This is a genomic window from Enterobacter hormaechei subsp. hoffmannii, from assembly GCF_001729745.1.
Classification (GTDB): Bacteria; Pseudomonadota; Gammaproteobacteria; order Enterobacterales; family Enterobacteriaceae; genus Enterobacter; species Enterobacter intestinihominis.
On the sequence record NZ_CP017186.1, the window covers coordinates 4,396,318 to 4,420,924 of the forward strand.

General features: G+C 56.8%; 18 protein-coding genes and 1 pseudogene. 13 read left to right on the forward strand and 6 right to left on the reverse strand.

All coding sequences use genetic code 11. From position 1 onward, the window contains the following. Nucleotides 1–5: 5 nt before the first annotated feature. Entirely contained in the window at nucleotides 6–1,010 is a 1,005-nt protein-coding gene (gene argC / locus BFV65_RS20770) for an N-acetyl-gamma-glutamyl-phosphate reductase (protein WP_069597054.1), read from the reverse strand. Between the two features lie 88 nt (nucleotides 1,011–1,098). Between argC and argE the strand changes: the two genes are divergently transcribed. From argE to gldA, 5 genes and pseudogenes are all read left to right on the forward strand, one after another. Beyond that, nucleotides 1,099–2,250 (forward strand): acetylornithine deacetylase, encoded by a 1,152-nt coding sequence (gene argE, locus BFV65_RS20775; RefSeq protein WP_015569956.1) that lies wholly within the window; start codon nucleotides 1,099–1,101, stop codon nucleotides 2,248–2,250. Between the two features lie 306 nt (nucleotides 2,251–2,556). Then, nucleotides 2,557–5,208 (forward strand): phosphoenolpyruvate carboxylase, encoded by a 2,652-nt coding sequence (gene ppc / locus BFV65_RS20780; RefSeq protein WP_022649787.1) that lies wholly within the window; start codon nucleotides 2,557–2,559, stop codon nucleotides 5,206–5,208. Nucleotides 5,209–5,310: 102 nt separating this feature from the next. Beyond that, a pseudogene (locus BFV65_RS20785) lies at nucleotides 5,311–6,074 on the forward strand (helix-turn-helix transcriptional regulator). Between the two features lie 128 nt (nucleotides 6,075–6,202). After that, on the forward strand, nucleotides 6,203–6,865 hold the full coding sequence (gene fsa / locus BFV65_RS20790) for a fructose-6-phosphate aldolase (RefSeq protein ID WP_045308709.1): 663 nt from the start codon (nucleotides 6,203–6,205) through the stop codon (nucleotides 6,863–6,865). Nucleotides 6,866–6,877: 12 nt separating this feature from the next. Continuing rightward, on the forward strand, nucleotides 6,878–7,981 hold the full coding sequence (gene gldA, locus BFV65_RS20795) for a bifunctional L-1,2-propanediol dehydrogenase/glycerol dehydrogenase (RefSeq protein ID WP_023298894.1): 1,104 nt from the start codon (nucleotides 6,878–6,880) through the stop codon (nucleotides 7,979–7,981). Between the two features lie 91 nt (nucleotides 7,982–8,072). On the opposite strand, the gene katG is transcribed toward gldA, so the two are convergent. The 4 genes from katG to metB all read right to left on the reverse strand — a co-directional run bounded on the left by katG (nucleotide 8,073) and on the right by metB (nucleotide 15,154). Continuing rightward, on the reverse strand, nucleotides 8,073–10,253 hold the full coding sequence (gene katG / locus BFV65_RS20800) for a catalase/peroxidase HPI (protein WP_069597055.1): 2,181 nt from the start codon (nucleotides 10,251–10,253) through the stop codon (nucleotides 8,073–8,075). Nucleotides 10,254–10,397: 144 nt separating this feature from the next. After that, nucleotides 10,398–11,288 carry a methylenetetrahydrofolate reductase gene (gene metF, locus BFV65_RS20805; protein ID WP_022649792.1) on the reverse strand — a complete coding sequence of 297 codons (891 nt, stop codon included), beginning with the start codon at nucleotides 11,286–11,288 and terminating at the stop codon, nucleotides 10,398–10,400. Nucleotides 11,289–11,558: 270 nt separating this feature from the next. Next, nucleotides 11,559–13,991, reverse strand: a complete 2,433-nt coding sequence (locus BFV65_RS20810) for a bifunctional aspartate kinase/homoserine dehydrogenase II (protein WP_023298896.1) — start codon at nucleotides 13,989–13,991, stop codon at nucleotides 11,559–11,561. Between the two features lie 2 nt (nucleotides 13,992–13,993). Further along, entirely contained in the window at nucleotides 13,994–15,154 is a 1,161-nt protein-coding gene (gene metB, locus BFV65_RS20815) for a cystathionine gamma-synthase (protein WP_045308712.1), read from the reverse strand. Nucleotides 15,155–15,429: 275 nt separating this feature from the next. Here metB and metJ point away from each other — a divergent pair, with 275 nt between their 5' ends. After that, nucleotides 15,430–15,747: a met regulon transcriptional regulator MetJ gene (gene metJ, locus BFV65_RS20820; protein WP_006179183.1), complete on the forward strand. Its 318-nt coding sequence runs from the start codon at nucleotides 15,430–15,432 to the stop codon at nucleotides 15,745–15,747. A 48-nt stretch (nucleotides 15,748–15,795) separates the two neighbouring features. Here the strand turns inward: metJ and rpmE are convergent, their stop codons facing one another. After that, on the reverse strand, nucleotides 15,796–16,008 hold the full coding sequence (gene rpmE / locus BFV65_RS20825) for a 50S ribosomal protein L31 (protein WP_003862040.1): 213 nt from the start codon (nucleotides 16,006–16,008) through the stop codon (nucleotides 15,796–15,798). Between the two features lie 200 nt (nucleotides 16,009–16,208). Here rpmE and priA point away from each other — a divergent pair, with 200 nt between their 5' ends. The 7 genes from priA (at nucleotide 16,209) to rraA (ending at nucleotide 24,146) form a co-directional block, all read left to right on the forward strand. Then, nucleotides 16,209–18,404 carry a primosomal protein N' gene (gene priA, locus BFV65_RS20830; RefSeq protein ID WP_045308713.1) on the forward strand — a complete coding sequence of 732 codons (2,196 nt, stop codon included), beginning with the start codon at nucleotides 16,209–16,211 and terminating at the stop codon, nucleotides 18,402–18,404. A 119-nt stretch (nucleotides 18,405–18,523) separates the two neighbouring features. Next, complete coding sequence (gene cytR / locus BFV65_RS20835) at nucleotides 18,524–19,549, forward strand: DNA-binding transcriptional regulator CytR (RefSeq protein ID WP_022649794.1); 1,026 nt, start codon at nucleotides 18,524–18,526, stop codon at nucleotides 19,547–19,549. A 92-nt stretch (nucleotides 19,550–19,641) separates the two neighbouring features. Further along, nucleotides 19,642–20,610: a cell division protein FtsN gene (ftsN, locus tag BFV65_RS20840; protein ID WP_017383099.1), complete on the forward strand. Its 969-nt coding sequence runs from the start codon at nucleotides 19,642–19,644 to the stop codon at nucleotides 20,608–20,610. A gap of 94 nt (nucleotides 20,611–20,704) precedes the next feature. Beyond that, nucleotides 20,705–21,235 (forward strand): ATP-dependent protease subunit HslV, encoded by a 531-nt coding sequence (gene hslV / locus BFV65_RS20845; protein ID WP_022649795.1) that lies wholly within the window; start codon nucleotides 20,705–20,707, stop codon nucleotides 21,233–21,235. Nucleotides 21,236–21,244: 9 nt separating this feature from the next. Beyond that, nucleotides 21,245–22,579, forward strand: a complete 1,335-nt coding sequence (gene hslU / locus BFV65_RS20850; protein WP_022649796.1) for an ATP-dependent protease ATPase subunit HslU — start codon at nucleotides 21,245–21,247, stop codon at nucleotides 22,577–22,579. Between the two features lie 62 nt (nucleotides 22,580–22,641). Further along, the gene (gene menA / locus BFV65_RS20855; RefSeq protein WP_114138782.1) at nucleotides 22,642–23,568 is read left to right on the forward strand and encodes a 1,4-dihydroxy-2-naphthoate polyprenyltransferase; all 927 of its coding nucleotides are present in this window, start codon (nucleotides 22,642–22,644) and stop codon (nucleotides 23,566–23,568) included. Between the two features lie 92 nt (nucleotides 23,569–23,660). Further along, nucleotides 23,661–24,146 (forward strand): ribonuclease E activity regulator RraA, encoded by a 486-nt coding sequence (gene rraA, locus BFV65_RS20860; protein ID WP_022649798.1) that lies wholly within the window; start codon nucleotides 23,661–23,663, stop codon nucleotides 24,144–24,146. Nucleotides 24,147–24,607 lie beyond the last annotated feature (461 nt).

The following is a 24,607-nucleotide window of genomic DNA, read 5'->3' on the forward strand; positions in this document are numbered from 1 at the left end:
ACACCTTAAATAAGAGCCTGCGTTTCAGGGAAGCCGAAACGAATATTTGCACACTGCATTGCCTGTGCGGCAGCGCCTTTGAGTAAGTTATCTTCCGCGGCGACCACAATCAGGTGCTCGCCCTGCACGGCAAAGCCGATGTCGCAGAACGGCAGGCCGACCACGTTTTTTAGCGCTGGTACGCCTTTGTCATACAGACGCACCAGTGGTTTATCCGCATACGCCTGCGTGAAGACTTCGCTCACCTGGTCTTTGGTCACACCCGGCTTCAGGCGGCAGGTAATGGTTTCAAGGATCCCGCGCGGGAAGCTACCGAGGTGCGGGGTGAAGATCACCTCCGCGCCCAGATGGGTGGTGATTTCAGGGTGATGACGGTGATTAAACACGCCATACGGCTGAAGGCTCACTTCGCAGAAGCTGTTGGAGATCGCGGCCTTGCGCCCGGCGCCGCTCACGCCGCTGGTGGCGTTGATCACCGGCCACTGGTCAAGATCCAGCAGACCCGCGTCGATCAGCGGCTTAAGGGAGAGCTGCGCCGCCGTCGGGTAACAGCCAGGCACGGCAATCAGATTCGCTTCTTTCAGTTTATCTGTACTCCACTCCGCCAGGCCGTAGACCGCTTGCTCAAGCAGTTCCCGGTGCTGATGGGTGAAACCGTAATATTTTTCGTAGAACGCGCTGTCGTTAACGCGAAACGCGCCGGAGAGATCGAAGACCACGCAACCGGCTGCCAGAAACTGCGGCGCCAGGTCGTGACTGACCTCGTGTGCGGTGGCTAAAAACACCACGTCAACGCCGTCGGTAAACTCGCTGATGTCAGACATGGCCTGCAAAGGCAAATCAACCACGCCCTTAAGTTGTGGATGCAAATCGGAAATTAACTTTCCGGCATCATTGCTTTGCGCTGACACGGTCAAAGCGGTTATGGTCATATGTGGGTGGCGATTCACGTAGCTTACAAGCTCTGCGCCCGCATAACCGCTAGCGCCTACAATCAGCGTATTCAACATCGGGTTCCTTTATGCTCAACGTTAATGTATTTTTATTCACATTTATTGCATGAATATTGATACTATCACGACCTAAGGTGTGTCAACAATGAAAATGAACTTACCGCCATTTATCGAGATTTACCGCGCCCTGATTGCCACACCGTCCATCAGCGCAACGGAAGAAGCGCTGGATCAGAGCAATGAGTCTTTAATCAATCTGCTGGCGGGTTGGTTTAGCGATCTTGGGTTTAACGTTGAGGTTCAGCCCGTCCCCGGAACACGTCACAAATTTAACCTGCTCGCCAGCACCGGACATGGCGCTGGCGGCCTGCTGCTGGCTGGTCACACTGACACCGTGCCGTTTGACGATGGCCGCTGGACCCGCGATCCGTTCACCCTGACAGAGCACGACAACAAGCTCTACGGTCTCGGCACGGCGGACATGAAAGGCTTCTTTGCTTTTATCCTCGACGCGCTGCGTGACGTGGACGTGACAACGCTGAAAAAGCCGCTCTACATTCTGGCGACCGCCGATGAAGAGACCAGCATGGCGGGCGCACGGTATTTCTCTGAAAACACATCGATTCGCCCGGACTGCGCGATCATCGGTGAACCTACCTCTCTGCAACCGATTCGGGCGCACAAAGGCCATATTTCTACCGCAGTGCGCGTGCTGGGCCAGTCTGGTCACTCCAGCGATCCGGCGCGCGGCGTGAACGCCATTGAGCTGATGCATGACGCGATTGGCCGCATCATGACCCTGCGCGACGATCTGAAAGAGCGCTATCACTACGAGGCGTTCACCGTGCCGTATCCGACGCTGAACCTCGGCAGCCTGCACGGCGGTGATGCGTCCAACCGTATCTGCGCCTGCTGCGAACTGCATATGGATATCCGTCCTCTGCCGGGCATGACGCTGAGCGATCTGGATGGCTTACTGAACGAAGCGCTGGCACCGGTCAGCGAGCGCTGGCCGGGACGTCTGACGGTCTCCGAACTGCATCCGCCGATTCCAGGCTACGAATGCCCGCCTGACCACCAGCTGGTTCAGGTGGTGGAAAAACTGCTCGGGGAGAAAACCGACGTGGTGAACTACTGTACCGAAGCGCCGTTTATTCAGACCCTGTGCCCGACGCTGGTTCTGGGCCCTGGCTCCATCAACCAGGCCCACCAGCCGGACGAATATCTCGAAACCCGCTTCATCAAGCCCACCCGCGAACTCATTACCCAGGTTGTGCATCACTTCTGCTGGCATTAAAACGGCCCCTCACCCTGCCCTCTCCCCAAAGGGGAGAGGGTGTTCAAGTACCCTCTCCCCTTTGGGGAGAGGGTTAGGGTGAGGGGAGTAAATCCCGCGATCTCCGTCACATTCCCATAAGCATCTCTTATCTGACGCAATACGAATTAAATTTCGTAAATTGCCCGCATTTATTCATCTGCTGAACCGTTTTCGCAGCAATTGACGACGGGGGTTTTACGTGGCTTTATAAAGGGAGATGACAAAATAATGTCCAGAAAATTTTCGCCTGGGCATAAACAAAAATGATGGGGTGACTGGGTTTTTATGAACGAACAATATTCCGCGTTGCGTAGTAATGTCAGTATGCTCGGCAAAGTGCTTGGAGATACCATCAAAGATGCGTTGGGGGAGAACATCCTCGACCGTGTTGAAACCATCCGCAAGCTGTCCAAATCTTCCCGCGCCGGTAACGAGGCCAATCGTCAGGAGCTGCTCACCACCTTGCAGAACCTCTCTAATGATGAGCTACTGCCCGTTGCCCGCGCCTTCAGCCAGTTTCTGAACCTGGCAAACACCGCTGAGCAATACCACAGCATTTCGCCAAAAGGCGAAGCGGCCAGCAACCCGGAAGTCATTGCCCGCACCCTTCGTAAACTCAAAGACCAGCCCAACCTCAACGAAGCGACCATCAAAAAAGCGGTGGAATCCCTTTCGCTGGAGCTGGTGCTGACCGCACACCCAACCGAAATCACACGTCGTACGCTGATCCACAAAATGGTGGAAGTGAACAACTGTCTGAAGCAGTTGGATAACAAAGACATTGCCGACTACGAACGTAACCAGCTTATGCGCCGCCTGCGCCAGCTGATTGCTCAGTCCTGGCACACCGATGAAATTCGTAAGCATCGCCCAAGCCCGGTCGACGAAGCCAAATGGGGCTTTGCGGTGGTGGAAAACAGCCTGTGGGAAGGGGTGCCAAACTACCTGCGCGAGCTGAACGAACAGCTGGAAGAAAATCTGGGCTATCGCCTGCCGGTCGACTTTGTGCCGGTTCGCTTCACTTCCTGGATGGGCGGCGACCGCGACGGCAACCCGAACGTGACGGCGGAAATCACCCGTCACGTCCTGTTGTTGAGCCGCTGGAAAGCAACCGATCTGTTCCTGAAAGATATTCAGGTGCTGATCTCCGAGCTGTCGATGGTAGAAGCGACGCCGGAACTGCGCGCGCTGGCCGGTGAAGAAGGCGCCAGTGAGCCGTACCGTTTCCTGATGAAAAAACTGCGCGGTCAGCTGATGGCCACGCAGGCCTGGCTGGAAGCGCGCCTGAAAGGCCAGCGCCTGCCGAAGCCGGAAGGTCTGCTGAGCCAGAACGAACAGCTCTGGGAACCTCTGTACGCCTGTTATAAATCGCTTCAGGCCTGTGGGATGGGCATCATTGCCAATGGCGAGCTGCTCGACACCCTGCGCCGCGTGAAGTGTTTCGGCGTGCCGCTGGTGCGTATCGACGTCCGTCAGGAAAGCACCCGTCATACCGAAGCGCTGGGCGAGCTGACCCGTTATCTCGGCATTGGCGACTATGAAAGCTGGTCCGAAGCCGACAAACAGGCGTTCCTGATCCGCGAGCTGAACTCCAAGCGCCCGCTGCTGCCGCGCAATTGGGAGCCAAGCAATGACACCCGCGAAGTGCTCAACACCTGTAAAGCGATCGTGGATGCGCCGAAAGGATCGGTGGCCGCCTATGTGATCTCCATGGCGAAGACCCCGTCCGACGTGCTGGGCGTTCACCTTCTGCTGAAAGAAGCGGGCATCGACTACGCACTGCCGGTAGCACCGCTGTTTGAGACTCTCGACGACCTGAACAACGCCAACGACGTGATGACCCAGTTGCTGAACATCGACTGGTATCGCGGCTTTATTCAGGGCAAGCAGATGGTGATGATTGGCTATTCCGACTCCGCGAAAGATGCGGGCGTGATGGCAGCCTCCTGGGCGCAGTATCAGGCGCAGGATGCGCTAATTAAAACCTGCGAAAAAGCCGGTATTGAACTGACCCTGTTCCATGGACGCGGCGGTTCAATTGGTCGTGGCGGTGCGCCTGCACACGCGGCGCTGCTCTCCCAACCACCAGGAAGCCTGAAAGGCGGACTGCGCGTGACCGAGCAGGGCGAGATGATCCGCTTCAAGTACGGCCTGCCGGAAGTGACCATCAGCAGCCTGTCGCTCTATACCAGTGCGATCCTGGAAGCCAACCTGCTGCCGCCGCCGGAGCCAAAAGAATCCTGGTGCCGGATTATGGACGAGCTGTCTGACATCTCCTGCGATCTGTATCGCGGCTACGTGCGTGAAAACAAAGACTTTGTGCCTTACTTCCGCTCAGCCACGCCTGAGCAGGAGCTGGGTAAACTGCCGCTCGGCTCGCGCCCGGCCAAGCGTCGTCCTACTGGCGGCGTTGAATCCCTGCGCGCCATTCCGTGGATCTTTGCCTGGACGCAAAACCGTCTGATGCTGCCAGCCTGGCTGGGTGCCGGTGCGGCGCTGCAAAAAGTGGTGGAAGACGGTAAGCAGAGCGAACTGGAAACCATGTGCCGCGACTGGCCATTCTTCTCTACCCGTCTGGGCATGCTGGAGATGGTCTTCTCGAAAGCCGACCTGTGGCTGGCGGAATACTACGATCAGCGTCTGGTGAAACCCGAGCTGTGGGCGCTGGGTAAAGAGCTACGCGAGCTGCTGGAAGGCGACATCAAAGTGGTGCTGGATATCGCTAACGACTCCCACCTGATGGAAGACCTGCCGTGGATCGCCGAGTCTATCCAACTGCGTAACATCTACACCGACCCGCTGAACGTTTTACAGGCTGAACTGCTGCACCGTTCGCGTCTGGCGGAAGAGGAAGGTAAAGAGCCGGATCCGCGCGTTGAACAGGCGCTGATGGTGACGATTGCGGGCGTTGCGGCGGGGATGCGTAACACCGGTTGATCGGTTTTGCCGGGTGGCGCTTACGCTTACCCGGCCTACAATAGGCTTTTCGTAGGCCCGGCAAGCGCCAGCGTCGCCGGGCAATACCCTGGTATCCACACCATGCACCACGATATCCCCCACATCCTGAATGACCTGATCAACGGCACCTTGCCGCTGCGTCAGGTGCATTTCCCCCCTTCGGCTAAACCGCTCCCCGAACGTCACCTTGCCTCGTGCTTAGCTTTGATACGGCCTGCGAAGCGTTATTTTTTTCATCCGGTAATATTCCGCTTCAACCCGCCTTTTCGCTCAACATCAGCTTCGGCAAGCAACAACTGACTCTTCAGCTCGAGCGCGACAACACGCTTTTGCAACAGCAACAGGTTGCCAGACGCGGGCCGCGAGTGGGCGCATTCCTTTTGCAGACGCTCGCTGAATTGCAAATGCAGCCAGACGATCGGGAAACGGCCAGACTGGTGGTATTAAGTTTGCTCAGCCACTGTCGCGATCTGCTGGGCAGCGATATCCATACCGCCAGCCGCAGCCGTGCATTATTTGAAGCGATTCGTCACTACATCGAAGAACATCACGCCTCTGCACTGACCCGTGAATCGGTGGCGCAGGCGTTTTATATTTCACCAAACTACCTTTCTCATCTTTTTCAAAAAACAGGCAGCGTGGGGTTCAACGAATATCTTACGCAAACACGCCTCGAGCACGCGCGTCAGCTTCTTAAAGGCTACGAGTTTAAAATCAAAGATATCGCTGCAAGCTGCGGATTTACGGACAGTAACTACTTTTGCCGTCTCTTTCGCAAGCACACTGAACGTTCCCCTTCCGAATATCGACGCCAGTATCACAGCCAGCTGATCGCCAAAAAGTAGCATTGTGATCGCTCTCTCACTTCGCCAGGGACATTACATTTATCCAGTATTTGGCAAAATTGACCTGTATTCGCCGCGACTGGGTGCGCCGTATCCTTTATTCAACCTTTCTGACTTAAGGAAAAATAATGGAACTGTACCTGGATACCGCCAACGTGGCAGAAGTTGAACGCCTGGCGCGCATTTTTCCCATTGCGGGCGTGACCACCAACCCAAGCATCGTAGCCGCCAGCGGCGAATCTGTCTGGGAGGTGTTGCCGCGCCTGCAGCAGGCTATCGGCCCGGAGGGCAGGCTGTTTGCCCAAACCATGAGCCGCGACGCCGAAGGAATGGTGGCGGAAGCAAAACGGCTGAACAATGCCCTGCCGGACATCGTGGTAAAAATTCCCGTCACTGCACAGGGGCTCATCGCGATTAAAGCGCTGAAGAAAGAGGGAATTACCACGCTGGGAACCGCCGTTTACAGCGCCGCTCAGGGGTTACTGGCCGCGCTGGCAGGAGCGAAATATGTCGCACCGTATGTAAACCGCGTCGATGCGCAGGGCGGTGACGGCATTCGCACGGTACAGGAACTGCAATCCCTGCTGGAACAGCATGCGCCAGAGAGCATGGTGCTGGCTGCCAGCTTTAAAACGCCGCGCCAGGCGCTGGATTGCCTGTTGGCAGGATGTGAGGCAATCACGCTTCCCTTAGACGTAGCGCAACAAATGCTCGGCACGCCAGCGGTAGAGTCAGCCATAGAGAAGTTCGAGCAGGACTGGAAAAACGCGTTTGGTAACCTCAACCTCTAAGGGAGAAATGTTATGGACCGTATCATTCAATCGCCGGGGAAGTACATCCAGGGCGCTGATGTTCTCACTCGTCTCGGCGACTACCTGAAGCCGCTGGCGGCTCGCTGGCTGGTGGTAGGCGATAAATTTGTGCTGGGTTTTGCCGAAGAAACCCTGCGTCAGAGTTTTAAAAAAGCCGGACTCCATGCCGAAATTGCACCGTTTGGCGGCGAATGTTCGCAAAATGAAATCGATCGCCTGAAAAAACTGGCCGACAGTACCGACTGCCTGGCGGTGCTGGGTATCGGGGGCGGAAAAACGCTGGATACCGCCAAAGCGCTGGCGCACTTTATGGACGTGCCGGTGGCTATTGCCCCGACCATTGCCTCCACCGATGCGCCGTGCAGTGCCCTTTCCGTGATTTATACCGACAGCGGCGAGTTCGATCGCTACCTGATGCTGCCGCACAACCCGAACATGGTGATTGTCGATACCAGGGTGGTGGCGGGCGCACCTGCGCGCCTGCTGGCCGCCGGGATTGGCGATGCCCTGGCAACCTGGTTTGAAGCGCGCGCCTGTTCGCGTAGCGGCGCCACGACCATGGCGGGTGGCAAGTGCACGCAGGCAGCGTTAGCGCTGGCTGAACTGTGCTATAACACGCTGGTTGAAGAGGGCGAGAAAGCGATGCTGGCGGCGGAACAACACGTGGTGACGCCTGCTCTGGAACGCATTATCGAAGCCAACACCTATCTCAGCGGCGTGGGCTTTGAAAGTGGCGGGCTGGCGGCGGCACACGCCATTCACAATGGCATGACGGCGGTGCCGGATGCGCACCATTTCTACCACGGTGAAAAAGTGGCATTTGGTACGCTGACGCAACTGGTACTGGAGAACGCGCCGGTAGAAGAAATCGAAACCGTTGCGGCGCTGTGCCATAGCGTCGGGCTGCCAATTACGCTGGCGCAGCTGAATATCAAAGAGGATATTCCGGCTAAAATGCGGCTGATCGCGGAGGCGTCCTGTGCCGAAGGGGAAACCATTCACAACATGCCTGGCGGCGTAACGCCGGATCAGGTCTATGCGGCGCTGCTGGTGGCGGACCAGTATGGACAGCGATTCTTGCAGGAGTGGGAGTAATAGAAAAACCGGGTGGCGCTGCGCTTACCCGGCCTACATGGCACTTTAATTTGTAGGCCGGGTAAGGCGTAGCCGCCACCCGGCACAAGGGTTACTTCACGTCAAACCGATCCAAATCCATCACTCGCGCCCATGCGGCAACGAAGTCGCGGACGAACTTCTCTTGTGCATCGCTGCTGGCGTAAACTTCGGCCAGCGCGCGGAGGACAGCGTTGGAACCGAAGACCAGATCGGCGCGGGTGGCGGTATATTTCACTTCCCCGCTGGCGCGATCGCTACCGGCAAACAGCTCGTTTGAGTCGTCGGTCGCTTTCCACTGGGTGTTCATATCCAGCAGATTGACGAAGAAGTCGTTGCTCAGCACGCCCTCGCGGTTAGTAAACACGCCATTCTTGCTGCCATCGAAGTTTGCACCCAGTACGCGCAAACCGCCGATCAACACCGTCAGTTCCGGCGCGGTCAGGGTCAACTGCTGGGCTTTGTCGATCAGCAGCGACTCCGTGGTGGACACATCCACCTGCGCGCGATAGTTACGGAAACCGTCGGCAATCGGTTCGAGCAGGTTAAACATCTCGATATCCGTCTGATCCTGACGCGCATCCACACGACCTGGAGTGAACGGTACGTTGACGTAAACGCCTGCCGCTTTCGCCGCCTGCTCAACACCCACGACACCCGCCAGCACAATGATATCGGCCAGTGACGCTTTGTTGGTGGTGCGCTGGATCGCTTCCAGAGCCGGTAATGCCCGCACCGCCGCGGCGTTAACGTCCCAGTCGCGCTGAGGTGCCAGCGCCAGACGCGCGCCGTTCGCGCCGCCACGCTTGTCGCCGCCGCGGAAGGTCGATGCCGACGCCCAGGCCACGGAAACTAGCTCGCTCACGGAGAGACCAGAGGCCGCGATTTCCGCTTTCAGGCTTTCAATATCTTCCTGCGTCGGATGGAACACCGGCTGAGGCAGCGGATCCTGCCAAATCAGATCTTCTTTCGGTACTTCCGGGCCGATGTACCGCGCTTTTGGCCCCATATCGCGGTGGGTCAGCTTGAACCACGCGCGCGCAAAGGCTTCGTTGAAGGCCTGCGGATCGTTCAGGAAACGACGGGAAATTTTCTCGAATTCCGGATCAAAACGCAGCGTCAGGTCGGTGACCAGCATGGTTGGCTTGCGTTTTTTCGACGGGTCGAACGGGTCAGGCATAATTTCCGGCGCATCCACGGCTTCAAACTGAATTGCGCCCGCCGGGCTACGCGTCTGCACCCATTCGTATTTGAACAGGTTCTCGAAGAAATAGTTGCTCCACTGGGTTGGGGTTTGAGACCAGATAACTTCCAGCCCGGAGGTGATGGCGTCAGCGCCAATACCGGTGCCGTGCGTGCTGGCCCAGCCCAGGCCCTGCGCTTCAATAGGCGACGCTTCAGGGTCAGTGCCCACGTGCGTGGCTTCGCCTGCACCGTGCGTTTTACCGAGCGTATGGCCGCCTGCAATAAGCGCAACGGTCTCTTCGTCATTCATGCCCATGTTGCCAAAGGTAGCGCGGATCGCCGCCGCCGCAGACAGCGGTTCACCACTGGCGTTTGGCCCTTCCGGGTTAACGTAAATCAGGCCCATTTCTGTGGCGGCCAGCGGGCGCTTCGCCAGCGCTTCCGGGTCACGGTGAGTCAGCCAGGCTTTTTCATCGCCCCAGTTCACGTCCAGATCCGGTTCCCAGACGTCTTCACGCCCGGCACCGAAACCAAAGGTGCGGAAGCCGGAGTTCTCCAGCGCCACGTTTCCCGCGAGGATAAACAGGTCGGCCCAGGAGATTTTTTGTCCGTATTTTTGCTTAATTGGCCACAGCAGACGGCGAGCCTTATCCAGGCTGACGTTATCAGGCCAGGAGTTCAGCGGCGCAAAACGCTGCTGACCGCGACCGGCACCGCCGCGACCATCAACGGAGCGATAGGTACCCGCACCGTGCCAGGCCATACGGATAAACAGGCCCGCATAGTTGCCCCAGTCGGCAGGCCACCACGGTTGTGAGTCGGTTAACAGTGCTTTGAGATCGCCCTTAAGGGCGGAATAGTCGAGCTTACTGAATTCTTTACGGTAGTCGAAGTCTTCACCCAGAGGGTTTGAACGGCTGGAGTGTTGATTAAGTAAATCGATGCGGAGTTGTTTAGGCCACCACTCTTTGCTGCCGGTACCTGCACCCGCGCTGTGATCGACGCCGCCCTGGTGGAACGGACATTTGCCGGCGGATGCCGCGTTATTGGTCTCGTCTGACATGCTCATCGCTATGCTCCCTTTACAGTGTTACCGTTACGATATACACCACTAGCGATAAGAGATAGTTGAATTAATCCACAGATTCGATAGCTAATACCTTTTAACTTTCTGTTCGAGTAAAAAACCCTCACTTTATGAGGGATTTTTACTTTATAACGCCGGGCGGACACCCAGCGTATGGCAAATGGCGTAACTCATCTCCGCGCGGTTAAGCGTATAGAAGTGGAAATCCTTCACCCCTTCACGGCTTAAAATCTTCACCATATCCATCGCGATATTGGCCCCCACCAGCTTGCGTGTTTCCGGGTCATCGTCCAAACCTTCGTACATTTTGGACATCCACAGCGGAATGCGCACGTTGGTCATATCCGCGAATTTCTTCGCCTGTTTGAAGTTCGAGACCGGCAGAATGCCAGGGATGATTTCGACATCAATACCCGCCGAGACGCAGCGGTCGCGAAAGCGTAAATAGCTTTCCACATCAAAGAAGAACTGAGTAATGGCGCGATTGGCACCTGCGTCCACCTTACGCTTCAGGTTAAGCAGATCCGCCTGGGCGCTTTTCGCTTCCGGGTGAACTTCCGGGTAAGCGGCAACGGAAATATCAAAGTCAGCAACGTCTTTCAGCAGGGCAACCAGATCGGTGGCGTACATGTCCGGCTTACCGCTCCCCGGCGGCAGGTCGCCGCGCAGGGCAACGATATGACGAATGCCGTTGTTCCAGTAGTCCTGAGCAATCGCGCGCAGTTCATCAGGGGTGGCGTCGATACAGGTGAGGTGCGGTGCCGCTTCCAGACCGGTTCGGTCTTTAATGCCCTTAATGATGCTGTGCGTGCGGTCACGCTCACCGGAGTTGGCGCCGTAGGTCACGGAGACGAACTTCGGCTTCAGGCTGCTCAGGCGATCGATAGAGCTCCACAGGGTTTGCTCCATTTCACTGGTGCGCGGCGGGAAAAATTCAAAAGAGACGTTAATCTGGCCGTTTACTTCGGCCAGGCTCTGATTCAGGGCTTCCCGCTGGTTGGCGTGAAAAAAGCTCATACCTTACCTCTATCTTTCGCGTGTCATTGTTTGTTGTGTTGTGAACTTCTATACGTTTAGACGTCCAGATGTAAAAATGACGGAAAAGCGGGATGACGTCAACAGAAATAATCAACATTAACGTTGAGGTTTGTTCAGGGAAGATGAAGGGGATTCATGATGGGGGGTGAGAAGGCCCCTCACCCCAGCCCTCTCCCCAAAGGGGCGAGGGGGGAAAGACCGCACCGAGCAGTCCCCTCTCCCCTAAGGGGAGAGGGTTAGGGTGAGGGGTTACAGTAGCTTAGCCAGGCGATTAATGTCGGACTGAATGGCTCCGGCGGTCACATCGCGCCCCGCACCCGGGCCACGGATCACCAGCGGGTTATCGCGGTACCAGCGGCTTTCGATGGCGAAGACGTTATCGCACGGCAGCAGCGCCGCCAGCGGATGTTCAGGACGTACCGCCTCCACGCCCACGCGCGCTTTACCGTTCGCCTCGAAGCGCGCCACGTAACGCAGCACCAGGCCCATCTCGTTTGCCGCTTCCAGACGTTGCACCATCTGCTCGTTCAGCTCGTCGCCGTTCTCAAAGAAGTGATCGACAGATCCTTCCTCGCAGCCCGCAGGCACCAGAGACTCAACGCGAACCTGGCCAGGCTCAATGTCGTAGCCCGCTTCACGCGCCAGGATCACCAGCTTGCGCATCACGTCTTTACCGGCAAGGTCGACGCGCGGATCCGGCTCGGTTAAGCCCTGCTGCCACGCCTGATCCACCAGGTCGGTGAACGGCACGGTACCGTCAAATTGCAGGAACAGCCAGGAGAGCGTGCCGGAGAAGATCCCGCTCAGCGCCAGAATGCTGTCGCCGCTATCAATCAGATCGCGCACGGTATGGTTAACCGGCAGACCTGCGCCAACGGTGGCGTTATACAGCCAGTGACGACCCGTTTTTTCGAACGCGTCGTGGATCTGGCGATATTTATCAGTGCTGCTCGCGCCTGCCAGCTTGTTGGCGCTGATGACGTGGAACCCGTGGCTGGCAAAATCCAGATACTGATCGGCCAGTTGCTCGCTGGCGGTAACGTCCAGCACCACCAGATCGTCGTACGGGTGCGCGCGCATCCACAGGAACAGCGACTCTTCGTCCTGCTCAACCGCTTCATCGTTAAAGAAGGCCAGCGCCCGACTGGCGTCCAGCCCTTCGTAGTTCAACAGGCTGCGGCGGCTGTCCACCACGCCTGCCAGAATAAACTCAAATCCGGTACGCGCCGAAAGCGTGACCTGCTCGCGGGCGAACAGCTCCAGCCAGCGGGAACCGATGTTCCCTTTCCCGAACAGTACCAGGCCGATGCGTTTTTCCGCACGGAACAGGGAGGTGTGCAGGCCCTGAATCAGGCTTTCGGTTGGCCCCTTGCGCAGAACGGCAACCAGGCTGATGCCCTCTTCCGACTGCCAGGTGAACTCCACCGGCTGCCCTTTCAGCTGCTGCCAGAAGCGGTGGCAGTGCAGCGGGTTACGGGTGACGCCCGCGCCCACCATTGCCACCAGCGCCAGTCCCTGACGCAGGCGAAGCTCGCCCGGCAGTCCCGCTTCATCCAGAATCTTCAGGGCGCTGTCCACTACTTCAGCGGTATAGCAGAACTGCAACAGCTGGCGATCGTTATGCACGCCAACGGCCAGCGGACGCACCTGGGCACGTTTCAGGATGGTGTCGATATCTTTGTGCGCCAGTTTGAAATCCTGGCCCGCAGGCACCTGGAACTCAATCAGGCAGATGTCATCGTGGCTGGTGACAATGCGCGCGCCCGTACCGGATGCCAGCACGCGCTCGATGCGAGTGGAACCCTGATCCGGCGTGTAGCTACAGCGTAGTTGCAGGTCGATGTCGCTGCCGGAAACCGGCTGTAGCGTGCGCGCGTGCAGCACTGGTGCCGCCAGACGCGCCAGCTCGCTCGCTTCGTCGAGACGCAGCAGCGGCAGCAGGCAGGCATCTTTTACTTTGCGCGGGTCCGCGCTGTAGACACCGGCCACGTCGCTCCAGATGGTGACGCGGGACACGCCCGCCAGGGCGCCAATCTGCGTTGCCGAGTAGTCAGAGCCGTTACGGCCCAGCAGTACGGTTTCACCTGCGTTGCTGCGACTGATAAAGCCGGTCACCACAATACGTTTACCCGGATGTTGAACCAGCAGCTGTTGCAGCAGCGGGTAGGACAACCCTTCGTCCACCTGCGGCTGTGCGGCGCGTTCGGCACGCAGGAAATCACGCGCGTCGAGCCAGGCGGCTTCCACGCCAAGATGTTGCAGCACGGCGGCCATCAGGCGTGCAGACCACACTTCACCATGGCCAACCACTTCCGCATACACCGCATCGGTAATGCCGCTGTCCAGCAGAGCTGCCAGACGCTCAAGGTCGTGAGTAAAGGCGCTTATCAGTCCGTCTGCCACGTCTGCAGGCAGCAAACCGGCAATCAGTTCACTCTGGTAACGACGTAAGGACTGTTGCACCTGATGCGCAGAGAGGCGATCGGTCTGGCTCAGTTTCAGCCAGCTAATCAGCTGGTTGGTGGTGCTGCCCGCCGCAGAGACAACCATCATGTCCCCCGGCTGTGAATACTCGGTCATGATCCCTGCGACACGCAGATAACATTTCACATCAGCAAGACTACTACCACCAAACTTGTGCAGCTGACGACCCTTCGCCCCTGCCTGCGCTATCACACTCATGATTACCCCTTGGCTGCGACCCGGAAGCCATTTTCCAGATCGGCAATTAAATCTTCAGAATCTTCAATACCGGTCGAGATACGCAGCAGCGTCTCGGAAATCCCGGCGGCGGCACGTGCTTCGGGTGCCATACCTGCGTGCGTCATGGTTGCGGCGTGGGAGATCAAGCTTTCTACTCCCCCTAAGGATTCCGCCAGCGTAAACAATGACAACCCGCTCAGGAAGCGACGCAGCGTTTGCTCGTCACCGTCCAGTTCAAAACTTAACATCGCGCCAAATCCTTTCTGTTGGCGCGCGGCAATCTCGTGCCCCTGGTTTTCCGGCAGCGACGGGTGATAAAGCTTCTTCACCAGCGGCTGGGTTTTCAGGAAATCCACGATCGCCTGGGCATTACGCTGCGCCACGTCCATACGCGGTGACAGGGTGCGGATACCACGCAGCAGCAAATAGCTGTCGAACGCGCCCGCGGTGACGCCAATGTTATTGGCCCACCATGCCAGTTCAGTGACAACATCAGGATCTTTGGCAATCACCACACCCGCTACCACGTCAGAATGGCCGTTCAGATATTTCGTGCATGAATGCAACACCAGATCGGCACCCAGTGCCAGTGGGTTCTGAAGGGCCGGACTGAGGAACGTATTATCCACTACACTTATCGCTCCCGCATCCCTTGCGAGCTGACAAATTTTCGCAATATCGACTACGCGCAACAATGGATTGCTTGGACTTTCCACCAGAACCAGCTTTGGCTGTTCGGCTAACGCCTGTTTCAGCGCCTGTTCGTCGTTTTGATCGACAAACAACACGCGGTAGCAGCCACGTTTCGCCAGGCTATCAAACAGACGATAACTGCCGCCGTAGCAGTCGTGCGGCGCCAACAGCAGATCGCCAGGTTTCAGGAACACCGTGGTTACCAGGTGAATGGCAGACATGCCGGTATTGGTTAATACCGCCCCTGCGCCGCCTTCCAGTTCCGCCAGCGCGCGCTGGGTGACGTCACGCGTAGGATTGCCGCGACGCGAGTAGTCATGCGCGCGGGGTTCATTAAATCCGGTGAAATTATAGGTGCTGGAGAGATGAATTGGCGGGACAACGCAGCCGTACTGCTCGTCATCATTCAATCCGCTACGCACTGCGATGGTGGCCTGTTTACGCGTCATGGTGAGGCTTCCTGGCGAATGAGGTGAAAAGTCAGGCACCAGAGTAAACATTGAAAGTATGGACGTCAATACATCTGGACATCTAAACTTCTTTGCGTATAGATTGAGCAATGCGCAAATAGCCGTTAAAATTATATGCTTTAGGACACGCTACAGCGGCAATATCCGTGCCTCGGTATCGTCTCTACGGTAAACTACGCAAGATTACGGTTCAAAACTGATGGTTACCGGTTTTGCACCTTTAGATTAATGACTGAGAGGATTAAAGGTATCTCATGGCTGAATGGAGCGGCGAATATATCAGCCCATACGCTGAGCACGGTAAGAAGAGTGAGCAAGTCAAGAAAATCACGGTGTCCATTCCTCTGAAGGTGTTGAAGATCCTCACCGATGAACGTACGCGTCGTCAGGTGAACAACCTGCGTCACGCCACTAACAGCGAACTGCTGTGCGAAGCGTTCCTGCATGCGTTTACCGGCCAACCGTTGCCGAACGATGACGATCTGCGCAAAGAACGCAGTGACGAAATTCCAGAAGAGGCGAAGGTGATCATGCGTGAACTGGGTATCGACCCGGATACGTGGGAATACTGATAAGCGGATACAAAAAAGGCACCTTGCGGTGCCTTTTTTTCGGGAAACTTATTTAGCGCCCGGGATGCTGAAACGCTTGTTGAAGCGGTCAACACGGCCACCGGTTGCAACATCACGCTGCTTACCAGTGTAGAACGGGTGGCATTTGCCGCACACGTCCAGGTTCAGATCGTGACCCACGGTAGAGCGGATCTGGATAGAGTTACCGCAAGAGCAGTTTGCAGTAATCATTTCGTATTTCGGGTGAATATCTTTTTTCATGGGAGAACCTCAGTTAAGGCCGCGTCGCTCTTCCAGCCCTAACGCCAGACACCACGCGATGTTGAATGTAAGTTCTTTGGCGTAAAGTACACCAAAGGCGGCGAATCATACAGAATTTAACCAACGTATGCAAACTGATCCGCACGCCGCTTTCACTAATGTGTATACTAACGCGCCACTTTTCAAGTCAGGAAGATTCGATGCCCGTCGCTCACGTTGCCCTGCCCGTTCCGCTTCCCCGCACCTTTGACTACCTGCTGCCCGACAGCATGAGCGCCAAAGCGGGCTGTCGCGTGACCGTGCCGTTCGGTAAACAGCAGCGCGTGGGGATCGTCGTCTCCGTCAGCGATAAAAGCGAGCTGCCGCTTACCGAGCTGAAATCGATCGTTGAAGTGCTGGATGATGAACCTGTTTACTCTCACAGCACCTGGCGACTGCTGCTGTGGGCGGCAGATTATTATCACCATCCTATTGGCGACGTATTGTTCCACGCCCTGCCGATTATGCTGCGTCAGGGTAAGCGCGCCAGCCATGCGCCAATGTGGTACTGGTTTGCCACCGAGCAGGGTCAGGCGGTCGACATTAACAGCCTGAAGCGCTCGCAAAAACAACAGCAGGCGTTGGCCGCGCTACGCCAGGGGAAAATCTGGCGCCATCAGGTCGACGAGCTCGAGGTGAGCGAAACCGCGTTGCAGGCATTAAGGAAGAAAGGGCTGAGCGAGCTGGCCAGCGAAGCACCTGCCCTTCACGACTGGCGCGACGGCTTTTCCGTCTCGGGCGATCGCCTGCGTCTGAATACCGAGCAGGCCACCGCCGTGGGCGCGATTCACAGCGCCGCCGATCGTTTCTCCGCCTGGCTGCTGGCGGGCGTCACCGGCTCCGGTAAAACCGAAGTGTATCTGAGCGTACTGGAAAATGTGCTCGCACAGGGCAAACAGGCGCTGGTAATGGTGCCGGAAATCGGCCTGACGCCGCAAACCATCGCCCGTTTCCGTGAACGCTTTAATGCGCCCGTTGAGGTTCTGCACTCCGGCCTAAACGACAGCGAGCGCCTCAGCGCCTGGCTGAAAGCGAAAAACGGCGAAGCGGCGATTGTGATTGGCACCCGTTCCTCACTCTTTACGCCGTTTAAAAATCTCGGCGTTATCGTGATCGATGAAGAGCATGACAGCTCCTATAAACAGCAGGAAGGCTGGCGCTATCACGCCCGCGACTTAGCCGTGTACCGCGCCCACAGCGAGCAAATCCCCATTATTCTGGGGTCCGCCACCCCCGCGCTTGAAACGCTGCACAACGTTCGCCAGCGTAAATACCACATGCTGCGCCTGACGCGCCGCGCGGGGAATGCCCGTCCGGCCATTCAGCATGTGCTGGATCTGAAAGGCCAGCAGGTGCAGGCCGGGTTAGCGCCTGCGCTGATTAGCCGCATGCGCCAACATTTGCAGGCGGGCAACCAGGTGATCCTGTTTCTGAACCGCCGCGGCTTCGCGCCTGCGTTGCTGTGCCACGACTGCGGCTGGATTGCCGAGTGCCCGCGCTGCGATCACTACTACACCTTCCACCAGGCTCAGCGCCATTTACGCTGCCACCACTGCGACAGCCAGCGTCCGGTACCCCGTCAGTGCCCGTCCTGCGGCTCAACGCACATCGTGCCGGTGGGTCTGGGGACGGAGCAGCTCGAACAGGCGCTGGCGCCGTTCTTCCCTGATGTGCCCATTTCGCGTATCGACAGGGATACCACCAGCCGCAAAGGGGCACTGGAGCAGCAGCTGGCGGAAGTGCATCGCGGCGGCGCGCGCATCCTGATTGGCACTCAAATGCTGGCGAAAGGGCATCACTTCCCGGACGTGACGCTGGTCGCCCTGCTGGACGTCGACGGCGCGCTGTTCTCCGCGGATTTTCGCTCCGCCGAGCGTTTCGCACAGCTTTATACCCAGGTTGCTGGTCGCGCCGGTCGAGCGGGTAAGCAGGGCGAAGTAGTGCTGCAAACGCACCATCCTGAGCACCCGCTGCTGCAAACGCTGCTGCACAAAGGCTATGACGCCTTCGCGGACCAGGCGCTGGCCGAACGTCAGACGATGCAGCTTCCTCCGTGGACCAGCCACGTCATCATCCGTGCGGAAGATCATAACAACCAGCAGGCGCCGCTATTCCTGCAACAGCTGAGAAATCTCCTGCAGGCCAGCCCACTGGTGGATAATCAGCTGTGGATTTTAGGCCCGGTACCCGCGCTCGCCCCGAAACGCGGCGGCCGTTTCCGCTGGCAACTCTTACTTCAGCACCCTTCGCGTATCCGTTTACAGCAGATCGTCAGCGGCACGCTGGCGCTGATTAATACCCTGCCGGAAGCGCGAAAAGTGAAGTGGGTTCTGGACGTCGATCCGATTGAAGGCTGAAGACGGATCGAAAAATTTAATGCGCCTCACACTTTTTATGAAAATTCTGTAACCGATTCCATTAACTATCTGTAAAAATGGTGCGGTCCGCAGTTCGGTGTTCAGGCGAGGAGAAGACGTTGAAGTCCAGGAAAGAGGTTGCCTCGGCGACCATGAAAGACGTTGCCGAGAAAGCACAAGTCTCAACAGCAACCGTGTCCCGCGCATTGATGAACCCTGACAAAGTCTCCCAGGCGACCCGAAACCGGGTTGAAAAGGCGGCGCTTGAGGTCGGTTATTTCCCGCAAGCCATGGGGCGCAACGTTAAACGCAACGAATCCCGCACCATCCTGGTGATCGTGCCGGACATCTGCGATCCCTTCTTCAGCGAAATCATCCGCGGCATTGAGGTCACGGCCGCCGCCCAGGGCTATCTGGTGCTGATTGGTGATTGTGCCCACCAGAACCAGCAGGAAAAAACGTTCATCGACCTGATCATCACCAAGCAGATTGATGGCATGCTGCTGCTTGGCTCACGCCTGCCGTTTGATGCCAGCATTGAAGAACAGCGCAATTTACCGCCAATGGTCATGGCGAACGAATTCGCGCCGGAGCTGGAGCTGCCGACCGTTCATATCGATAACCTCACCGCTGCGTTCAACGCCGTGAACTATCTTCAGGAGCTGGGGCATAAGCGTATCGGTTGTATTGCCGGACCAGAAGAGATGCCGCTGTGTCATTACCGGTTGCAGGGCTACGTTCAGGCGCTTCGCCGTACCGGGGCTGTTGTCGATCCGCACTACATTGCGCGCGGTGATTTCACCTTTGAAGCGGGCGGGCAGGCGCTGGAAAAATTGCTTGCCTTGCCAGAACCGCCTACCGCGGTCTTCTGCCACAGCGACGTGATGGCGCTGGGGGCGTTATCCTACGCCAAACGTCACGGCCTGCGCGTGCCAAAGGACCTGTCGATAATCGGTTTTGATAATATTTCGCTTTCGGAGTTTTGCGATCCGCCGCTTTCGACTGTTTCGCAGCCGCGGTATGACATTGGCCGGGAAGCGATGCTGCTTTTGCTGGATCAGTTGCACGGTCAAACAGTTAGCAGTGGGTCACGACTACTGGATTGTGAGCTGATTGTGCGCGGCTCTACCCAGGCATTAACTTAAAGTAAATACCTTTCGACACCCTTATCTGGTCAAAGCCCCGTCGCTTAAGTAACATGGCGGGCTGACGAACGAATAAATACAGCGAAACGATAGTGGCACAACGAGATTATGTACGTCGCGGCCAGCCGGCACCTTCGCGACGCAAAAAGAGTAGTTCAAAAAGCAAGCAACGTAGCCTGTCTGCTGTCTCCCCAGCCATGGTCGCCATTGCTGCGGCTGTGCTGGTGGCCTTTATTGGCGGCCTCTACTTCATTACGCATCATAAAAAAGAAGAGTCTGAAGCCCTTCAGGGTAACAAGGTCGTCGGCAACGGCCTTCCTCCGAAGCCTGAAGAGCGCTGGCGCTACATTAAAGAGCTGGAAAGCCGCCAGCCTGGCGTACGTGCGCCTACCGAGCCTTCTGCCGGGGGTGAAGTGAAGAATGCCGATCAGCTGACGGACGAACAGCGCCAGTTGCTCGCTCAGATGCAGGCGGACATGCGCCAGCAGCCTACGCAGCTGAACGAAGTACCGTGGAACGAACAAACCCCGGCGCAGCGTCAGCAAACGTTGCAGCGCCAGCGTCAGGCACAGCAGCAAACGCAACAGCAGCAGTGGACGCAGACGCAGCCGGTACAACAGCCGCGTACACAACCGCAGCAGCAGACGCGTACCGTACAAACGCAGCCTGTTCAGCAGCAGCCGAAAGCCCAGCCGCAGAAGCAAACAGCACAGCCGTATCAGGATCTGTTGCAGACGCCTGCACATACCACTGCGCAACAGCCAAAAACGCAGCAGGCTGCGCCGGTCACTAAAGAGACCGAGGCACCAAAGCAGACGGCTGAGAAAAAAGATGAACGCCGCTGGATGGTTCAGTGCGGTTCGTTTAAAGGCGCCGAACAGGCAGAAACGGTGCGAGCTCAGCTGGCATTTGAAGGATTTGACTCACGCATTACCACCAATAACGGCTGGAATCGCGTGGTGATTGGACCGGTCAAAGGCAAAGAAAACGCAGACGGCACCATTTCCCGTTTGAAAGTGGCTGGCCACACAAACTGCATTCGACTCGCCTCCGGGGGTTGAAACCCCCAAAATCCCCCCCATCTATCATTTAATTCAGCCCTGAGCACAGGCTCAGGGCTTCTGTTTCCCGAATCTGTAACCAGGGGGTCTGCTCGTGACAACAATAGTAAGTGTACGCCGTAACGGCCAGGTGGTAATTGCCGGTGATGGCCAGGCCACGCTGGGTAATACCGTCATGAAAGGCAACGTGAAGAAAGTACGTCGTCTTTATAACGACAAAGTGATCGCCGGTTTCGCAGGCGGCACGGCTGATGCCTTCACGCTGTTTGAACTGTTTGAACGCAAACTGGAAATGCATCAGGGTCATCTGGTGAAAGCCGCCGTTGAGCTGGCAAAAGACTGGCGTACCGACCGCATGCTGCGCAAGCTCGAAGCGCTGCTGGCCGTGGCTGACGAAAACGCCTCGCTGATCATCACCGGTAACGGCGACGTGGTTCAGCCTGAAAACGACCTGATTGCCATCGGCTCTGGCGGCCCGTACGCCCAGGCCGCAGCCCGTGCGCTGTTGGAAAATACCGACATGAACGCGCGCGATATCGCGGTGAAAGCGTTGGATATTGCAGGTGATATCTGCATCTATACCAACCACAATCACACCATCGAAGAATTGACCTCCAAAGCGTAAGGATCGCCCATGTCTGAAATGACCCCACGCGAAATTGTCAGCGAACTGAACAAACACATTATCGGCCAGGACAACGCCAAGCGCTCCGTGGCTATCGCACTACGTAACCGCTGGCGTCGCATGCAGCTCGACGAAGAGCTCCGCCACGAAGTGACACCAAAAAATATTCTGATGATCGGCCCGACCGGGGTGGGTAAAACCGAAATCGCTCGTCGTCTGGCCAAACTGGCTAACGCGCCGTTCATCAAAGTTGAAGCCACCAAGTTCACCGAAGTGGGCTATGTGGGTAAAGAAGTGGACTCCATCATCCGCGATCTGACCGATTCAGCGATTAAGATGGTGCGTGTCCAGGCGATTGAGAAAAACCGCTATCGCGCCGAAGAGATGGCCGAAGAGCGTATTCTCGACGTGCTGATCCCACCGGCAAAAAATAACTGGGGACAGGCTGAACAGCAGCCTGAACCTTCTGCTGCGCGTCAGGCATTCCGCAAAAAACTGCGTGAAGGCGAGCTGGACGACAAAGAGATTGAGATCGATCTCGCTGCCGCGCCAATGGGCGTTGAAATCATGGCCCCTCCGGGCATGGAAGAGATGACCAGCCAGTTGCAGTCCATGTTCCAGAACCTGGGCGGGCAGAAACAGAAAGCGCGTAAGCTGAAAATCAAAGACGCGATGAAGCTGCTGATTGAAGAAGAAGCCGCGAAGCTGGTTAACCCGGAAGAGCTGAAACAGGACGCTATCGACGCGGTTGAGCAGCACGGTATCGTGTTTATCGACGAAATCGACAAAATCTGTAAGCGCGGCGGCAACAGCTCCGGCCCGGATGTTTCCCGCGAAGGCGTTCAGCGCGACCTGCTGCCGCTGGTGGAAGGTTGCACCGTCTCTACCAAGCACGGCATGGTGAAAACTGACCACATTCTGTTTATCGCGTCAGGTGCGTTTCAGGTTGCCAGCCCATCCGATCTCATTCCGGAACTGCAGGGTCGTCTGCCAATCCGCGTTGAGCTGCAGGCGCTGACCACTGAAGATTTCGAACGTATCCTGACTGAGCCAAACGCTTCTGTGACCGTACAGTACAAAGCGTTGATGGCGACCGAAGGCGTGAATATCGAGTTCACCGACGATGGGATCAAACGCATCGCTCAGGCCGCATGGCAGGTCAACGAAACCACCGAAAACATCGGTGCGCGTCGTCTGCACACCGTGCTGGAACGCCTGGTGGAAGATATCTCTTACGATGCGAGCGACCTTAACGGTCAAACCATTACCATTGACGCAGAGTATGTGGGCAAACACCTGGATGCGTTAGTGGCAGATGAAGATCTGAGCCGTTTTATTCTATAATCGCGTTCAATGCATTTTCATCACTGTTGATGGGGGCTATGGCCCCCATTTTTATTGGCTAAATAACTATGACTGATATCAGCCGTACGCAGGCGTGGCTCGAAAGTCTGCGTCCAAAAACGCTTCCTCTGGCTTTTGCCGCCATTATCGTCGGTACCGCACTTGCCTGGTGGCAGGGGCATTTCGATCCCCTGGTGGCTGGTCTGGCGCTTGTCACCGCCGGGCTACTGCAAATCCTCTCTAATCTCGCCAATGATTACGGCGATGCGGTAAAAGGCAGCGATAAACCTGATCGTATCGGGCCGCTGCGCGGGATGCAAAAAGGAGTGATTACCCAGGCACAGATGAAGCGGGCGCTGATTATCACCGTGGTGTTGATTTGCCTGTCCGGCCTGGCGCTGGTGACGGTCGCCTCGAAAACCACCAGCGATTTCATTGGCTTCCTGGTGCTGGGCTTGCTCGCCATTATTGCAGCAATTACCTATACCGTCGGGACGCGTCCTTACGGGTATATTGGTCTGGGCGACATCTCCGTACTGGTGTTCTTCGGCTGGCTGAGCGTCATGGGAAGCTGGTACTTGCAGGCGCATACGGTGATCCCCGCCCTGTTCCTGCCCGCGACCGCCTGCGGTCTGCTGGCGACGGCGGTGCTGAATATCAATAACCTGCGCGACATCGACAGCGACCGTGAGAACGGTAAGAACACGCTGGCCGTGCGTCTGGGCCCGGTGAATGCCCGCCGCTATCACGCCTGCCTGCTCATCGGCGCGCTGGTCTGCCTGGCGCTGTTCAATCTGATCTCTCTGCACAGCCTGTGGGGCTGGCTGTTTGTGCTCGCCGCACCGCTGCTGTTTAAGCAGGCCCGCTATGTCATGCGTGAACTGAGCCCGGCTGCCATGCCGCCGATGCTGGAGCGCACGGTAAAAGGCGCATTGCTGACTAACCTGCTGTTCGTCATCGGGATTGTTTTAAGCCAGACGCTGAGTTAGCTGACAAATATCAATTAACAATTGATGATTTTGCCAACAAGGCATTTCGCACGATATACTGAACACATTCGCAGCAACAGAGCGTTAAACCTATGAAATACGATACCTCCGAGCTTTGTGACATCTACCAGGAAGATGTCAACGTCGTTGAACCCCTGTTCTCCAACTTTGGTGGACGGTCGTCGTTTGGCGGACAAATCATCACGGTGAAATGTTTCGAGGACAACGGGTTGCTGTACGATCTGCTCGAAGAGAACGGCCGTGGCCGCGTTCTGGTGGTCGACGGCGGCGGTTCCGTGCGCCGTGCATTGATTGATGCTGAACTGGCGGGAATTGCCGTCCAGAACGAGTGGGAAGGCATTGTGGTGTACGGTTCCGTGCGTCAGGTGGACGATCTCGAAGACATGGATATCGGGATTCAGGCCATCGCGGCCATACCGGTAGGCGCAGCGGGCGACGGCATCGGCGAAAGCGACGTGCGCGTCAATTTCGGCGGCGTGACCTTCTTCTCGGGCGACCACCTTTATGCTGACAATACCGGCATTATCCTTTCTGAGGATGCGCTGGATATTGAGTAGTTAATCGGTAAGCGAGATGCATAAAAAAACCGCCAACAGCAATGTGGCGGTTTTTTTGTCCCTCGGGATTCGCGGTCCGTTGGGAAGTCTAGCAACCTTTAACCAGGATTTTTATCTTACCCTGGTTCAAACCTCAGGTAACCCCATCGACCCTTTATAAATTCCTAATTATTTATAAAAACCTTAACTCCGCTGCTGTTGCTAACTATCATGCTGCGTCCCTTTCCGCCATCTCGCAAATGGGCATCGGTCCAGGGAAAGGTGTATTCACCACCGTAAAGCAACCTTTAACCGGGCTTGTGTCCACCGACTTATCACCGGTGGTGAACGGTGGAGCGGTTAGCTGCAGGGACCGCATAATGAAACGCTATTTATGTATCGCGTTCATTGTCGCCAGCGTACTCGTTGTAAAGAGCGATGAACCTGTTGGGTTTGTTGCTTTTGCTACGACAGCGCAGGAC

What these genes read in the sequence shown, in the direction of transcription:
- BFV65_RS20810 (WP_023298896.1), bottom strand. Translation starts at nt 13,991, where the DNA reads ATGAGTGTGATAGCGCAGGCAGGGGCGAAGGGTCGTCAGCTGCACAAG.
- rraA (WP_022649798.1), top strand. Translation starts at nt 23,661, where the DNA reads ATGAAATACGATACCTCCGAGCTTTGTGACATCTACCAGGAAGATGTC.
- argE (WP_015569956.1), top strand. Translation starts at nt 1,099, where the DNA reads ATGAAAATGAACTTACCGCCATTTATCGAGATTTACCGCGCCCTGATT.
- argC (WP_069597054.1), bottom strand. Translation starts at nt 1,010, where the DNA reads ATGTTGAATACGCTGATTGTAGGCGCTAGCGGTTATGCGGGCGCAGAG.
- rpmE (WP_003862040.1), bottom strand. Translation starts at nt 16,008, where the DNA reads ATGAAAAAAGATATTCACCCGAAATACGAAATGATTACTGCAAACTGC.
- metB (WP_045308712.1), bottom strand. Translation starts at nt 15,154, where the DNA reads ATGACGCGTAAACAGGCCACCATCGCAGTGCGTAGCGGATTGAATGAT.
- metF (WP_022649792.1), bottom strand. Translation starts at nt 11,288, where the DNA reads ATGAGCTTTTTTCACGCCAACCAGCGGGAAGCCCTGAATCAGAGCCTG.
- priA (WP_045308713.1), top strand. Translation starts at nt 16,209, where the DNA reads ATGCCCGTCGCTCACGTTGCCCTGCCCGTTCCGCTTCCCCGCACCTTT.
- ppc (WP_022649787.1), top strand. Translation starts at nt 2,557, where the DNA reads ATGAACGAACAATATTCCGCGTTGCGTAGTAATGTCAGTATGCTCGGC.
- metJ (WP_006179183.1), top strand. Translation starts at nt 15,430, where the DNA reads ATGGCTGAATGGAGCGGCGAATATATCAGCCCATACGCTGAGCACGGT.
- gldA (WP_023298894.1), top strand. Translation starts at nt 6,878, where the DNA reads ATGGACCGTATCATTCAATCGCCGGGGAAGTACATCCAGGGCGCTGAT.
- katG (WP_069597055.1), bottom strand. Translation starts at nt 10,253, where the DNA reads ATGAGCATGTCAGACGAGACCAATAACGCGGCATCCGCCGGCAAATGT.
- hslU (WP_022649796.1), top strand. Translation starts at nt 21,245, where the DNA reads ATGTCTGAAATGACCCCACGCGAAATTGTCAGCGAACTGAACAAACAC.
- fsa (WP_045308709.1), top strand. Translation starts at nt 6,203, where the DNA reads ATGGAACTGTACCTGGATACCGCCAACGTGGCAGAAGTTGAACGCCTG.